General features: G+C 65.9%; 12 protein-coding genes and 1 pseudogene. 2 read left to right on the top strand and 11 right to left on the bottom strand.

Annotation, left to right across the window (positions count from 1 at the left end; genetic code table 11):
* Positions 1-2: 2 nt before the first annotated feature.
* The gene (locus VAE54_RS08525) at positions 3-1007 is read right to left on the bottom strand and encodes a hypothetical protein (RefSeq protein WP_322801531.1); all 1005 of its coding nucleotides are present in this window, start codon (positions 1005-1007) and stop codon (positions 3-5) included.
* A gap of 219 nt (positions 1008-1226) precedes the next feature.
* On the opposite strand from VAE54_RS08525, the gene VAE54_RS14615 reads away from it, so the two are divergent.
* Together VAE54_RS14615 and VAE54_RS08515 are read left to right on the top strand one after the other, a co-directional pair.
* Positions 1227-1634 (top strand): HEPN domain-containing protein, encoded by a 408-nt coding sequence (locus VAE54_RS14615; RefSeq protein ID WP_416223790.1) that lies wholly within the window; start codon positions 1227-1229, stop codon positions 1632-1634.
* Positions 1570-1962 (top strand): nucleotidyltransferase domain-containing protein, encoded by a 393-nt coding sequence (locus VAE54_RS08515; RefSeq protein ID WP_322801529.1) that lies wholly within the window; start codon positions 1570-1572, stop codon positions 1960-1962. The genes VAE54_RS14615 and VAE54_RS08515 overlap by 65 nt, the downstream gene beginning before the upstream one ends.
* A gap of 151 nt (positions 1963-2113) precedes the next feature.
* On the opposite strand, the gene VAE54_RS08510 is transcribed toward VAE54_RS08515, so the two are convergent.
* From VAE54_RS08510 to VAE54_RS08470, 10 genes and pseudogenes are all read right to left on the bottom strand, one after another.
* Entirely contained in the window at positions 2114-3559 is a 1446-nt protein-coding gene (locus tag VAE54_RS08510; RefSeq protein ID WP_322801528.1) for a DNRLRE domain-containing protein, read from the bottom strand.
* Positions 3560-3947: 388 nt separating this feature from the next.
* A complete protein-coding gene (locus VAE54_RS08505; protein WP_322801527.1) occupies positions 3948-9893 on the bottom strand; it encodes an Ig-like domain-containing protein in 5946 nt (1981 codons plus the stop codon).
* Between the two features lie 196 nt (positions 9894-10089).
* Positions 10090-10806, bottom strand: coding sequence for a hypothetical protein (locus VAE54_RS08500; protein ID WP_322801526.1), 717 nt, complete (start codon positions 10804-10806; stop codon positions 10090-10092).
* A gap of 64 nt (positions 10807-10870) precedes the next feature.
* Positions 10871-11659 (bottom strand): mechanosensitive ion channel family protein, encoded by a 789-nt coding sequence (locus VAE54_RS08495; protein WP_322801525.1) that lies wholly within the window; start codon positions 11657-11659, stop codon positions 10871-10873.
* Positions 11660-11662: 3 nt separating this feature from the next.
* A complete protein-coding gene (locus VAE54_RS08490; RefSeq protein WP_322801524.1) occupies positions 11663-12493 on the bottom strand; it encodes a hypothetical protein in 831 nt (276 codons plus the stop codon).
* A 149-nt stretch (positions 12494-12642) separates the two neighbouring features.
* Positions 12643-12900 (bottom strand): annotated as a pseudogene (locus tag VAE54_RS14610) (HepT-like ribonuclease domain-containing protein); the annotation flags it as partial.
* Between the two features lie 82 nt (positions 12901-12982).
* The gene (locus tag VAE54_RS08485; RefSeq protein ID WP_322801523.1) at positions 12983-13363 is read right to left on the bottom strand and encodes a nucleotidyltransferase domain-containing protein; all 381 of its coding nucleotides are present in this window, start codon (positions 13361-13363) and stop codon (positions 12983-12985) included.
* A gap of 3 nt (positions 13364-13366) precedes the next feature.
* Positions 13367-13837 carry an SsrA-binding protein SmpB gene (smpB, locus tag VAE54_RS08480; protein ID WP_322801522.1) on the bottom strand — a complete coding sequence of 157 codons (471 nt, stop codon included), beginning with the start codon at positions 13835-13837 and terminating at the stop codon, positions 13367-13369.
* A 47-nt stretch (positions 13838-13884) separates the two neighbouring features.
* Positions 13885-14298, bottom strand: a complete 414-nt coding sequence (locus VAE54_RS08475; RefSeq protein WP_322801521.1) for a HEPN domain-containing protein — start codon at positions 14296-14298, stop codon at positions 13885-13887.
* Positions 14258-14653, bottom strand: coding sequence for a nucleotidyltransferase domain-containing protein (locus VAE54_RS08470; protein WP_322801520.1), 396 nt, complete (start codon positions 14651-14653; stop codon positions 14258-14260). Before VAE54_RS08470 ends, VAE54_RS08475 begins: the two co-directional genes overlap by 41 nt.
* Positions 14654-14739: the final 86 nt, after the last annotated feature.

The raw sequence follows: 14739 nt of genomic DNA, 5'->3' as shown, positions 1-14739 counted from the left end.
GCTCACTCCACCCGGAAGACCTGCACGCCCTGATCGTCGAAGGCCACATCCATCGGCTTCAATCCCATATCGGTCATCACCTTCGTCACCGGTTCAATGGCGGGCTCGGGGCAGTAAAGCAGGAGGAACCCCCCTCCACCGGCCCCGGTGATCTTTCCGCCCAGCGCGCCTGCCTCGCGGGCGGCAGCGTAGCAGCGATCGATGAAGTCATTGGATATCGAAGAGGCCAGCCCCCGCTTGAGTGTCCAGGCCTCATGGAGCAGGCGGCCGAAGCCATCCAGATCGCCCATTGTCAGACGCTCTTCCATTTCCTCCGCCAGAGCCTTCAGAAGGTGGAGCCGCCGCAGCACCTGAGGATCTTCCTCCGCGGTGGCCTGCTGTTGCCTTTTCAGGATCGTCGAGGAGGGGCGGGCCTGGCCGGTATAGAACAGCCGCAGCCGCCGCTCCAGGGCTTGCCGGACCTCCGGGGCCAGGGGGACGCGCTCCACCGTGACCCCATGGGCGTCAAAGCGGATCCGGTTCAGGCCGCCGAAGGCCGCCGCGTATTGATCCTGCTTGCCCACCGGCATTCCCAACCGTTCGATCTCGATCTGACAGGCTAGCTCCGCTATCTCCGCTCGAGAAAGAGGCCAGCCGCTCCATGCCGCCAGGGCGGCGATCATCGAGACCGCCAGGCTCCCGGAAGAACCCAGCCCGGTGCCCGGCGGGACCTGGGCGGCGATAAAGAGGTCAATCCCGCCCGGGCTTCCGAAGGCCTCCAGGATGGCGCGGGGGAGGGAGAGGTTCCCATCCCACATGGCATCCCGGTCCGGCGCATACTGATGAAACAGGCTGTAGTTCGCCGAGATCAGATGGGCCGCCCGGGGCGCCGGGGAGAGGATCGTGTAGACATAGCGATTCAGGGTGACGCTCAGGACCTGGCCGCCATATCGGGTGAAATAAGCGGGAAGATCCGTTCCCCCGCCAGCGAAACTGATCCGGACCGGCGCGCGGGCGATAAGCAGCATGGATCAGGGGTCTCCGGAAAGCGATCTCTTACGGCTTTCACGATAAGGGGTAGGGGTTAGGTGGGGATAAACAGAAGGTTAGGAAAACGTTCCTCCGGGGAGGAAAGCAGGCTGGGAAACAAGTATCTGTTGCGCTAACATGGAAACGAAATAAGGAGAAGCGGACAATCTTTCAGGGCTGGCCCCAGAGTTGTGGGAAGGGGGGATAGGGGGATCGAAATGGCAAACCGTGCTCTCGACCGGCTGGCGCAGGCCTTTCATGATCTGAACCATGCCCGACACGCCCTGGAAGACGGGGATTATGACTGGGCTTGCTTTGCAGCCCATCAGGCGGCCGAAAAGGCGATCAAAGGATTGCTTCTCGCCATGGGAGGAGAGGGGTGGGGACATTCCATCACCCATTTGTTGAAGGATGCCGGGCATCGGATCCCGGTTCCAGAGGATCTGATCCAAATGGCTCAGCGTCTGGATAAGCATTACATTCCCTCCCGCTATCCGAATGGATTCGACATAGGGGCGCCGCGGGACTATTACACAGCGTCGGAGGCTCAGGAGGCCATTCATGACGCGCAGCGTATTTGTGAATTTTGCCAGCAGCATGTTCATCGATCGGGAGGCCGTTCTTGAAGCCTTGCGCCACTGTGCTCAACAGCTGAAAGATCAGTGTGATGAAGTGGTAGCCGTGTATTTATTCGGATCCTTCGCAACGGGTCAGGCCACCCCGCGGAGCGATGCGGATATTGTGATAGAGATCGCTTCCGATGACCCAGAGCTTCGGGAGGAAGTTCGGCATCAGGCGCTGGGAGCCTTCCTGGAGGCACCGGTTCCGGTGGAGATCTTCGTGCAATCCACCCGGCCGCTGGAGGAGGGCAGGCGAAGCGGGCGCGGTGTTGCCGGCGCCGTTGCTCGGGAAGGCATCCGCTGGCGGATGCGCCGATGGAAATCGGCCTGGTGAGGCGCTCCGCGCCGGGCGTCGGCCTGCGCCGACGCAAAAGCCTTTTTCGGCCGGCCGGTGGCCGGAGGCCTTTTGAGGTCGAATTCATTCGACGCCCTCATGCGGGCCGAAGGCCGAATCCATCCGATATGCCCTGCAGCCGGGTGTCCCTTTATGGATCGCCCCACACGATGGTAAGGGTCGGGCGGCCCTCGGCGTTCCAGTCCTCCGTATCCGAGGAGACGAAGTATTTCCCGCTGTGGTAGGCGGCATCGGCGGAGTAAAGGGCCAGGCGGAGAGGCTGGCCAGCCGCATACGCCTCCGCCACCGCCCGGGTGACGTCCCACGTATAGGGGATCCCCGGCCAGTTCGGTAGACTCCGCACCGGATCCACCCACGCTCCCCCGATGTTCTCCCAGGCCAGCGGCGCACGGTTCCAGGTCAGGGACCGCTCCTCCCAGTCCTCCCGCACGGTCAGGACCTGGATCCAGGAGGGGAGGGGGGCGGGTCCGGCGTTCCCCATCTGGTGCAGCGTGAGGGTGGCCGAGAGGATCACCTTGCCCGGCGGGATGGCGTTCAGGGGGAAGATGACGTAATACTTTGAGAAACAGGGCCAGTCTGCGATATCGATCTGATTCTGGATGTTGAAGTCCGGACGACCGGGATCGGACGCTTCGCCCCACTGGGTCCAGTAGTCCAGTCCATCCCCGCAGTTCGTGTATCCCCCGACGCCGGCATCCGGGACTACGGCGCCGTTCAGGCCGTGGCGGATGATCACAGTGCCCCCGGGCCGGGCCGGAGGCGGCGCGTAGGCCGGCATCCCGAAGCGGAGCCATCCCCACGTGGCCGGCACGTCCGGGCGCATCGACTCCGGCCAGACAGTTACGGGAATTGGGGTGCCGGCGGCGTCGTCCCGGTCGTGCACCATCACCCCCAGGCCCCAGATGGTTCCCTCGGGCGGCGGGCCGGAGCGGCCCAGGCTGGCGAAAGGGATCCGGAAAGTCATCGCCCATCCCCGATCGTCCCCATCGTCGTTCAGACGTTCCCCTCGCCAGCCGGCGAGGGCGGTAAATGGAAGTGATACCGGTGTCCAGCCGGAGCTGGTGCCCCGATAGGCTGCCTGATAGCGGCCGGAGGCATCACCATTGCTCAACCCACCGATGAAGCGATAGGCAGAAGGGGAAGGCGCATCCCCGACGTTGCCGTCCACATGGAGGAGGAGCGTGACCGCATCCCATGCCGTGAGGTTCTCCGGGGAAGGGGACGGGGTGAACCACAGGCGACGATCGATGATCGCCACGTAGACCACCAGCTCGGCGTCCGTATATGCGACGCGGACATCCGCATAATTCGCCGTGGGCGTGATCTTCCCGAACCAGAAAATGGCCATGCGAGGGAAGTCCGCCCCCAGAGGGTCTGCGAGGCGCGGCGCGTTGACCTGCCGGCTCGTCCAAAGCCCCCTGCTCCGGAGGACCAGGGGGAGATAAACCCGGAAGGAGCCCCCCGAGGTGGAAGAAGCCGTCGGGGGAGCTTCGGAAGCGGCCGGGGCCGGCATGCCACCCCCGGAAACGCTCAGGATCCAGCCCAGCAGAAACAGACCGGTTAGGGATCTCCGCATGGGGGCCTCTTTCAAACCGTAATCAAACTAACTGTATTCTAACTATGGAGGGAAAATCGCGCAAGCAAGGTGGGGAACCAGGGGACATCGGGGAACCGCTTCGAGGCACCGGACATCCTGCGGATGCGCCGATTGGAAATCGGCCTTCTGAGGCGCTTCGCGCCGGGCGTCGGCCGGCGCCGACGCAAAAGCCTTTCGGCCGGCGGAGGCCGGCCACTGGCCGAAGGCCTTTTGAGGTCGAATGCATTCGACGCCCTAAGGCCGGCCATCGGCTGAAGGCCTCACATGCCGAATACATCCGACACGTCCATCGTATAATGACAGCGGCGCGGATTCCCGGAGGAATCCACGCCGCTCGAAGGGGAGTTCCTTCGTTTACCCAACTCGCTCACCGGGTGATCTCGAACCGCATGCCTTCGCTCTGCCCGTAGATCTCCGGGAAGTAGAAGGCATAGGCCCGCGCGGGGCGCGTCTGGAACTGCCCGGCCCAGCCCGCCCGGATCATATAGGTGTATTCATAGGTGCCCGGTGGGAGGTATTCGGCGAACAGGGCGGCTCGATCGTCATAGAGCGCCGTGTGCCCGAACCACCACCAGCCCCACCATCCATATCCTCCAAAGGGATCCCGCGGATCGACCCGCTGCAGCTCCGGCGGCCGCCCTGCCATCGGCGAGGTCTTCAGCGAGGGATCGATGGCCTCCATCCCCGCCGGGTACGGATCCTCCAGCACCAGATGGTGCACCGTCCGCGGAACCACCAGGGTCAGGCGCACCATCAGGAGGTCCCCCACCCGGGCCGAGGTCACCGGGGCGCATGGCTGCCGCCGATCCTTCAGGCACGGATCGTCCGGCCGCAGATACTGACGGCTCAGGGTCAGACCCCGGGAGCGCGGGGCGATCCGCTCCACCGGCTCCTCCATAGCGAGATGGACGGTGTAATACAGCACGCCAGGCCCGGCGCTCCGGGAAAGCTCCAGGGCGTTCCCGGCCTCCCGCAGCAGCCCGGCGATGTCCTGCTGCAGGGTCACGGTCTCCTGGAGGTGCGCCGGATCCACGGAACCCGACCCCATGACCTGATCGTTCAGGCGAACGGTCCACGTGTAGTTCCCCTCCAGCTCCCCGCTCTGCGCCATCCACTCCGTGAGGGCCATGAGCGCCCATGCGGTCTCCTGGGTGGTCTCCCAGCGATCGGCGCGTCGTGCGGCCATCAAGCCCCGCACCGCCTGGAAGGCCAGCGGGTTCTTCGGATCCAGGCGCAGGAGGCTGAGCAGGGCGATGGCCGAGGTGCGCGTGTCCGTGTTCCAGTTGAAATCGTCCAGGCCTTTCTCCTCCCAGAACGCGCCGGTTGCGGTGGTGTGAGCCTGCTCCACGACGCTGTTCAGGAGCGTGGGGATCAGCGGATGATCCGCCTGGGTGCGGCCGAGGGCCATCGCCAGGAAGGCGCGGGCATACAGCGCGAGATGCTCCTTCTGGGCCTCCCACAGCGCGACGATCCGGCCGGCATCCCCGGCGCCGGCCTCGGCCATGGCGAAGAGCATGAACGCCTGCCGGTTGGCCTTCCAGGGGGAGAGATCCGCCGGCGCTTCCAGGGATCGGCGCAGGAATGCCAGCCCGCGCTCGATCACGCCGTCGGCCACCGCGAATCCGCTGGCCCGCGCCTGGGCCAGGGCGAAGACCGCATAGGCGGTGGTCAGGGGATCGCTTTCCATGGACGGGAACCATCCCCATCCACCGTCGGCATGCTGGCCCGCATACAGCTTCTGCAGACCGACGGCGACCTGCTGCCGGAGACGCTCCTCCAGATCCGGGCGGGCCAGGTTCAGACGAAGGAGGGTTTGATAGGTGACGATGTTCGGCAGGAAGCGGCTGATGGTCTGCTCCGTGCACTCATATTCGAAGTGCTGAAGCCATGTCAGGCTATCCAGGGCCGTCGCGGCCAGGGACGGAGAGAGCCGGAGGGTGAGGGTCCCTCCAGTGACTTCCGGCTCCGGCGGGATGGCCACGATCTCCTGCCGGGGCTCCGGGGTTTCCAGCATCCCGGCGGTCGCCACGGTCTCCAGGCTCACATAGCGCAGCACCGGAATGGTGCCATCCGGCCGGGCCAGGGTCGGTTTCGTGGCATCCCGAAAGCCGCCGCCCTCGGCATAGAACGTGAGATCCACTGCCTTCCCGCGCTCCACCACCCCGGTCCACTCGAAGCGGGCCACGCCGCCTGGCGGGATCGTCCCCTCCTGAGCGGCCGGGCTTTCCAGCGTGAAGCCCTTCGCTTCCAGGCGCACCGTAACGGTGAGGGGTCGGGAAATGTGATTATGGACCGCCGCGCCCAGGGTCGCGCGATCGCCGGCCACGAAGAACCGCGGGACGCTGGGACGGATCAGGAGATCTTTGGTGCTGAGGACGTCCAGCGTGGCCTCGCCAACCCGGGTGTCCAGGGTTACCCCCTTCGCGGTGATGCGCCAGGTGGTGAGGTTATCCGGGAGGCGCACCGAGAAGGTGGCGGTTCCGCTGGCGTCGGTCCGCAGGACCGCGTTCCAGTAGGCGGTGTCCGGGAATTCCCGCCGGATCTCCCCGAAGGCCTCGGCGACGCCCCCGCCGCCGCCTTTGCGTTCCCGGGCGATGCGCGCCGTCACCCGGTTCAGGTTGTAGATCAGGGAGACCCCGGTGAGGACGGAGAGGTTGCGCCGGCCGTAGAATCCCTCCACGATAGGTGGGGCGTTCGGATCCACCAGGGCCAGCACGGAGGCGTCCACCACGGCCACAGCCACCTCCGCCGGGACCGGCCGACCATCCGCGTCGGTGGTGCGAACCGTGACGGTCATGATCTCCCGGGGTCCGTAATGGGCCCCGGCGGTCACAGCCCGATCGGGGATCAGCTCCATGCGGAGGGTCTGCCGCGTTGGCTTCACCGGGAGGTTCACCATCCCCATCTTGAAGCCCGGCGCCGGGTTCTCCCGGCTCACCCCCTGGATCAGGATGACCGAGACGAAGATGTTGGGCGCGTCCTCCTCCGAGAGCGGGATGGATAACGTGGGCGCGTTGCCCTGTAAGGTGCGCACCTCCGCCCGTCGGATCCGCCCGCGCTCCACGGTGATCAGGGCGGTCACCGTCCCGGTGAAGGGGGAAGGAACCAGGATCGTCGCCGTATCGCCCGGCGCGTATTCCCGGCGATCGGCGACCAGCTCGATCCGATCGTTGTTCTCCTGGCGCCATGCCACCGCTCCCCGTCCGGACACCCAGATGAATTCCGCGCTCCGGACCCGGTGACCTTCGACATCCGTTCCTTCCGCTTTCACAACATAGGTCCCCGGATCCGGCGGGATGAACGCAAAGCGCCCCATGCCTTCCGCATCGGTCTGGAGCGTGCCGCTCACCACCGCGGTATCGCTGTAGGCCCATGTCCACATCGGCCCGCGGTCCGTCTCCCGCATCACGCTGAACCACTCGCGGCGATATGCGGTCCAGGCCAGGGCGACGCTGCCCACCGGCCGGCTCTCCCAATCCACCGTTTTCGCCGTCATCGTGAGCGGGCGGCCGGCCTCCCCAACATAACGCTCCGCCTGCAGCCCGATGTAAAAGCGCCCGGCGTGGACCACCACCTCCGTTCGCCCGGCCACCAGGTTATCGTTGGGATCGGTCACGCTGGCTTCCAGGATCACCCGCTGGCTCCCATGGGGCATCCCCAGCCCGGTGGGCAACTCGATCCAGAACCGTCCCTGCGCATCGGTGGTCCCGCTCCCGCTGGCGATCTCCTTCTCGGCTTCCCCTTCGTAGGCGCTGTAAGGATCGAAGTCGGACCAGGAGTAATACCCCGGCCCGGCGGATTCGAAGAAATACGGCTGGGCGCGGGCGGTCCATTCCACCTTCGCCCCCGCCACCGGCCCTCCGAAATAGTAGGTGGCCTGGAGCGCCGCCCGGATGCGCTCGCCGGCCACATACGCCGGGCGCTCCGGCGTGAGGGTCACCTGGAACTCCGGGCGGCGGTAGGCGGCCACCAGGAAGGAAATCGAATGGTAGTGGGGGCCGGGCGGGAGATCGGCCATCAAGGTGTAGCGGCCGAGCATGGCATCCTCCGCCAGCGGGAACGCCCCCTCCGCTGTCCCGAACTCGTTCAACGTCAGAGTGGTGGAGTAAACCTCCCGGCCCTCCGGATCTTCGATCCGAACCGGGAAGGTCCGATTGGCTGGCGGGGCATAGCGGGCGTCGTCATCGGAGCGCACAATGGCCTTGAAATGCACCGTCTGACCCGGGCGGTAGATGGGCTTGTCGGTCTGCCAGTAAACCCGGAAGCGAGGGGGCTCATAGTCCGCTGGAAGATGGAAAGCCCAGGGTTCGATCCCATCGGACCAGGCGCTGGCACCGACCCCGAAGCGGCCGCCGGGGGTCCCGGCCACCGCCACCCGCATCCGCCACAGGGGGACAGGGTCCGACCACTCAAAGCGAGCGATCCCGTTTGCATCCGTGGCGCGGACGCCCGAGATCTCCACGTGTTCCTCGGTGGCTTCGAACAGCTGAACGGGAATCCCCGGAGCCGGGCGGCCGGTGGCCATATCGGTGACCCAGACCAGGGCCTCCTGGGGGGCCACTTTCACCACCACATTGAGATCCACCGCCGCCACCAGATAGCGGCCCGGCCGATGCTCCAGGGAGACCGGGGCGTCCACCCGAAGGTGATAGAGCCCGGTGGGAAGCGTGCGGCGACCCAACCCGGCCAGCGGGATACGATTCAGCATAATGACGTCGGTGATCACCTCGGGCACGGTGAATGTCCACCGGGCGACCAGATCGGCATTCGGTGCGCTATAACGGAACGTCGCCTCCGGGTCCTGGCTCAGGGCGATGAAGCGCTCCAGCTCCAGACGCGACAGGGTGAAGGTCACCCGATCGAGGTTGCGCGTGGAGAGGAAAGCGCTCGTCTCCGTATACGTCCCCACCACGACCAGCGGCGAGTAGGGGTTGCCGATGTTCAGATAGGCGAGGGGGTCCAGATGGTTGACGGTGAAGGTGAACGTATGCTGGCGGTCCAGCCGGTTGCCGTAGCGATCCGCGATCTCCGGCCCGACGGTCAGCGTGTAAACCGTTCCCGGCGTCCATGGCCCGGAGAGGGAGAAGGTGCCGTTCTCCGGATTCCAGTCTGTAAACACCCGGGTGGCGGAGATCGGCGGTTCCAGGCGGAGGTTCGGCCAGACGGTCTCGGGGCGGATGGCGCCGGAGCTGAAGCGAAGCTCGATGGAATCCCCGGGATCCAGGCGGTTTGGGCCTTGCGGGCTGAGGCTGGCGCTCTGCAGGCGGGGATAGGCCGGGGTGGTGAAGGCCCAGGCCACCGCCCCTTCCAGGGTGGCCCCGGAGGGAGCCGCGGCGCGCTGTTCCAGACGGACGAAGTAGCGGGTTTCCAGTTTCAGGGGCTGGGCCGGCCGGAAGAGCACCGTCTGGCTGATCCATTCGAACCGTCCGGGAACCGCTGGGCCATCCTCAGCGCCTTCCCGTAGCGAGAAGGCGGATTCCACGGAGGTTCGATCCATTTCCATGTTGAACGTGATGGAAATCGGCGCGCTCAGATCCATATCCATCTGCCGGCCGGGTCGGGGGGCGTAGGCGATCGCCGCCGGGCGGCGGATGGTGAAGGTCCATGTGTAATCCTTCTCAAGTGCCATCCCGGTGAGATCCCGAAGGCCGGCGACCACGCGGGCTGTGTAGGTACGCCCGGCTGCCCAGGAGCCCTCCGGCTGGAACGAATAGATGCTGGTGTTGATCCAGCGGCCGGTCCCCCGGATCGGCGGATCGAAGGCCAGGGGCTGCGGGAGATCCCCAGGGGCGAGATCGCTGCGCAGGGGGACCACCGGTCGGTTGAAGATCACCGTGACGGCGGCCTGGGGATCCACATCCCGGGCGTCCGGGGCCGGGATGACCTCGGCCACGGCGAGCGGGGAGGCGGTGCGGAAGCGGAAAGCCACCGGGCGCGCCAGGGCCTGGCCGTTGCGCGCCCGCGCGTTCTCCAGGCGGACCTCGTATTCCGTGTCGGGCTTCCAGGGCGCCTGGGGGAGGAGGCGGAGGATGCGGTCCCCAGCCTCCCAGGCGAAACGCCCGGCGACCGCCGGGATCACCCGCAGGTTGGCCTCCACGGAAGCCCGATCCATCGGCTCGCTGAACACCAGGCGCAGGGGCATCTCCGGCGTGACTTCCTGTCCGGGTTCCGGGGTGCGGGCCACCAGGATGGGGGGCAGTTTGGAGATCACCGGCGTGGGCGTGGGGGTGGGGGTGGGGCGGCAGGCGTCGAGGAGCAGCAGGAAGATCAGGACTCCCCAGAGCCTTCGAAGGCGCTGCGCGTTCGCATACATAGAACAGCTCCTTTCCCTGAGGCACCGGAATGAGCGATACGCCGTGAACTCCTGGACATCCCCCGCAGAGCGCGGGGTCATCGAGTTGAGATCAGGAAAGCAGGCGGATTGGGAGGCCAGGCCGTCCTGGGCGAACAGCCCGACCTCCCAAATCCTATGGAAGAGGACGAACCGCGTAGGCCACGCTCAATTACGATCAATATCGACGCTTCCAATCGAAGACGTATTGGCCCTTGTCGTTGCAATCCCGGTGATCGATGACCACCGGCGGCGAAAGCGGCCGGGGGTTGCTCGGGCTCTCCACGATTTCGATGATGAAGCGGAACGGCTTATGATAGTTTGCCGGATCCAGCGGCGCGAACCCCCATAAGCCCGGAGCCCGACCTCCGCTCTGCTTGTAATCCTCACAGTTCCCATCCCCGGGCGACAGACACACCTGCTCATATCCACTGCCCGAAGGGAAGAACATCCGCAGGCGATACCATACCCCGTTGAGCGGGTTCCCTGCCGCGTCCCGGATGTAGCCCTCCATGTAGACGGCTCCGCAATTGGGCGCAGCGGACATCGGCTGCGGGTAGAAATCGAAGGCCGGCGTGGGGGTGGGGACCGGCGTCGCCGTCGGGCGCGGGGTAGGGGTGAAGGGCGGACGGGTCCGCGTGGGCGTCCGGGTCGGCGTGGGGGTGTCGGTCGGCGTCGGCGTGAAGGTAGCCGTCGGCGAGGGGGTGAGGGTCGGGGTGGAGGTGGCCGTCGCCGTCGGGCGCGGCGTGCGGGTGGGCGGGAAGGTCGCCGTGGGCGGCACCGGTGCCCCAAAGGGGGCGCCTCCGCACGCTGCGAAAAGCAGGCTCAGCAGAACGATGGCCATGCGCCCGAGGCCTCGGGCGCTGACCGAACGCGCCGTTGTTCTGATCCGCATCCTCGCCTCCATCGTTTGCGCAGGGCTTTTGGGGAACCGGCGGGATCCCCAACCGATCGCTGGCTCAATGATCGGGGGAAGGGGCCAGGGTGGTTTGCAAGGCCTGTAGCAGATGATACCGCAACTGGCGGGCGGCTGTCCAGCGATCCGCTGGCCGGGTCTTTGCCTCTACCCGCACAACGAAGGTGCTTTCGCCAATCGCCTCGATGCCGGCCACCGCGGGAGGCTCCAGCCACCCCCTTCCCAGCTCCGGATCCTCCCGCAGCGCCCGCGCCGCCTGCTCCAACGCCTCGTGGAGCTCCTCCAGCCGGGTCCCCCGGGGCACCGGCAGGTCCACGATCACCCGGGCCCAGTCCCGACTCAGGTTGCTGATCACGCCCAGCATGCTGTTCGGGACCACATGCAGTGTGCCGTCGACGTCCCGCACGTAGGTGGCCCGCAGGGTGATGCGCTCCACCTTCCCGCTGACCCCGGCTGTGCGGATCAGATCCCCGATGCCGAAAGGGCCCTCCAGCACGATGATCAGCCCCGCCAGGAGATCCCGGATCAGGCTCTGAGCGCCCAGCCCCACCACGATCCCCAGAATGCCAGCGCCGGTGAGCAGCGGTCCCAGGTTCAGCCCCAGAAGGTCCAGGATCATCAGCAGGGCGACCGTGAGGACCACCGCCCGCAGCAAGCTGCGCCCCAGGGAGAAGGCCGCCTGGATCCGCCGGGCGCGCTCGGGATCGGGGACCGGCAGGCGGAACCGGACCACGTGCCCGATCCCCCACCAGAGAGCGCCAGCCAGGATCGCGATGAGGAGGACCTTTAGGGCCAGCGCGAGCATAGAAGCTTCCATCCGAAGCTGTCCCATCCCTCACCAGATCGCATCCGGGAAGGTGCATACTCCGGCGTGGTGGCCCACCCGTTTATACATCCGGACGCCATCGAAAGGCTCTCCCAGGATCCCATCGTAGATGGCCCAGGAACGGCCTCGGACGGTTTTCTCCATCCCAGGCTGTCGGAACGGCGTGGAGCCGTCCAGGCGCCGATACAGTTCTCCGCCCGGCTGGAACTCCCGATGGATCCATTCCATTTTGGTGCGTCCCTCGATATATCCGCAACCGTAGCGCTCAAAGAGGATCGCCGCGTGGTAGGCCAGGGGCTCCATCAGGAACATGTCGTGGCCCAGGCGGGCGATGAAGCGCTCAAAGAGCGGGAGCATATGCTTGGTGAGGCGCAGCCCCTTCCGCACCTGACCGGGCGCCAGCCCGAACTGCATCGCCGCGATCTCCGCCTCGATGTTCCGCCCCATGGTCCCGTATTTCGTCGGCCGTCCCTGCCAGTCCCGGTCCACATCGAAGCGCGGGGACTCTGGATCGCTGGTCATAAAGAGCAGCACGATGATCCGGTTGTGCATGGTCTCCGCGAAGTGCAGGTAAACCAGCGGATCCCGATCATCGCGGCGCCGCCAGATGCGGATCTGGACATCCGGGCTCCCGGGCGGGGCATCGATGTCAACCAGGGGGCGACCCTCTGGGTCGCGGAGGGTCATCGGATCGATCCCATAGCGCTCCAGCAGGAAATCCGGGATCAGGGTGCGGTAGATCGCCTGCTTGATCGGATCCGGCAGGCGGTTGATCTCCCGCACCGAAGCCAGCGTTCGCCCGTGGAAGACAAACCGTTCGTTGATGATCTCCAGCGCCATGGTTCCCGCGCCACGGCATGATCAATCATCTTCCGGCAGCCGGGCCAGCCACTCCCGGATCTCAACGGCGAAGCGCCGAAAAGCCTCAGGGGCCTTCCCCAGGAACTCCACCACCCGTGCCGGATCGATCCGAATATATCGTGGACCAGGATGTTCCGAAATCCCCCCGCTCCCCGCAGCGCATTGTAAAGGGATCCGGTGATCACCCCCCTTTGCCAGAGCGTCCGAAGCAGATCCTCGTAAGTTTCCGCCTCATCGTGGAAGCGCGCGACCAGTATATGATCCGCAATCTGAAAAATTCGCGTTAGACCCGCCAGCAACCCCCGCTCCGCCGCCCACCGCCGGTGGATGTCGGTTTCCAGATCCTGGACGGTGAGAGAGCGGTAAGGCTCCAGGGCGTTCGCCACACGATCGAACTCCAGCAGCGCCGACCCACAGGAAATCCTGTCGCAACGCCATGGGCGGAGACCCCCACTGGAATTCCCGAGCCTAGGCCAGAATCCGGGCCCGCGCGTCGCGGGCGGTATCCCGAACTCGCTGCTCAAACGTCTGTCGCTCGACCTCCGAGCGCGCAAAAAGGCAGCGCCTGGGCTGGAGTCCCGGGGGGGCGGATCGGAGAGCCACCAGATCCAGGCGATCGGTCCCCAGGGCGAGGGAGAGGTCCGCATAGAGCTGGGGAAGCGACAGGTCCTCCTCCGGGAGCACCGCCAGATCCACATCGGCCGCGCAAGGGTCGCCGCGGGCGATCGATCCGAACAGGTAGGCCAGGCGAACCGGATGCCGCCGGAAGAGGGCCTCCAGGCCTGCCAGCCGCTGGATCACGTCGGGAGGCATGGGCGGCCGGCGCGCGTAACGCTCGCGCACGCCCATGGCTCACTCCCCTCCCTTCAGGGCCCGCTCGATCTCGCGGCGGGCCTCCCGCTCGGCGATCGCCCGGCGCTTCTCATACTGCTTCTTCCCCTTCGCCAGCGCGATTTCCACCTTCGCGAACCCCCGGGGGTTCAGATACACCTTCAACGGGACGATGGTATACCCCTTCTCCTGGGCCTTGCCGATCAGCCGGTTGATCTCGTGTCGGTGGAGCAGCAGCTTGCGCGGCCGCCGGGGATCCGGGTTGTCCCGCGCGGCCGGCTCGTAAGGGGCGATGTGGACGTTCATCAGCCACAGCTCGCCATCCCGGGGGAGCACATAGCCCTCCCGCAGGCTGATCCGGCCTGCCCGCACGGACTTGATCTCGCTGCCCGTGAGAACGATGCCGGCCTCATAGGTCTCCTCGATGTGATAATCGTGATAGGCCTTCGGGTTGGTTGCCACCACCCGGCTGGATTCTGTTTTCTTCGCCATCTCGGGCTTCCTTATCCCCACCGAACCTGGGAGAATCGCCATATGGTTTAGAGGTCTTCGCGCAGTTTGCGACGCACCAGCTCGAGGACCCGATCGGCCATTTGCAGCGCTTCCACTGCAATCGCGCGATTATAAATACGGGCAGGGATGCTATCGGGCACGCTGTTGGGATAACGAGCAGGGAGATAATGGCTATCCAGAGGGGCCACCTCCGGACGCAAAGCTTCGAACTCTGGATCATACTCAGCGGCCCAACGACACAGCGCTTCCACGGAATGACCCGTGACGATCTCCTCGCCCTGGGCATAGAGGAAGGCCTTGAGAGCTTTCTCCGCGACCTCCTGGGCGATAAAGCTGGCCAGGTGATAGCTCCCGCCTTCCAGCAGGAGCTGTCCTCCCTTTCGGTCGGCCTCCGCCTGCTCAAGCCAGCGGAGGCCCTCCGCCTTTGGATCCCGCCGCATAGACTGTCTCTCCCTCCGCCAGCGCCTGACGGATAAAAGGGTGATCCGCCAGCCGCTGGATTTCCTCCGGCGTGTAAACGAACAGGTCCACGGGGACTCGCGGGTTTAACCGGCGATAGAGGAAAGCAGTTCGTTCCAGGAACCCCATGGGCGTATCCCATATGACCAGAAGATCCAGGTCGCTGGTTAAACCGATCTTCCGGCGGACGACGGATCCAAACAGGATCACCCGCTCGACCCCGATGGCTTTTAATTCCTCCACCAGACGGGGGAGCTCCTCCTCCAGCTCCCTCTGGTGGACCCGCCGGCGTTCCTGCAGCCTGCGGCGAAGCCGCTCCTCATGGGTGGCGCTCATGGCTTTGCAGAGTCTCCGGATGGGAGGCCGTCAGAAGATATTATGGGGGCAATTCGATCCCGGGGGAAACCCGGTAGGGGCGACCC

This window comes from Thermoflexus sp., assembly GCF_034432235.1.
In the GTDB taxonomy this organism is placed as follows: Bacteria; Chloroflexota; Anaerolineae; order Thermoflexales; family Thermoflexaceae; genus Thermoflexus.
Note: the sequence above shows the minus strand (reverse complement) of the source record. Positions and strands in the feature narration are given on the sequence as shown.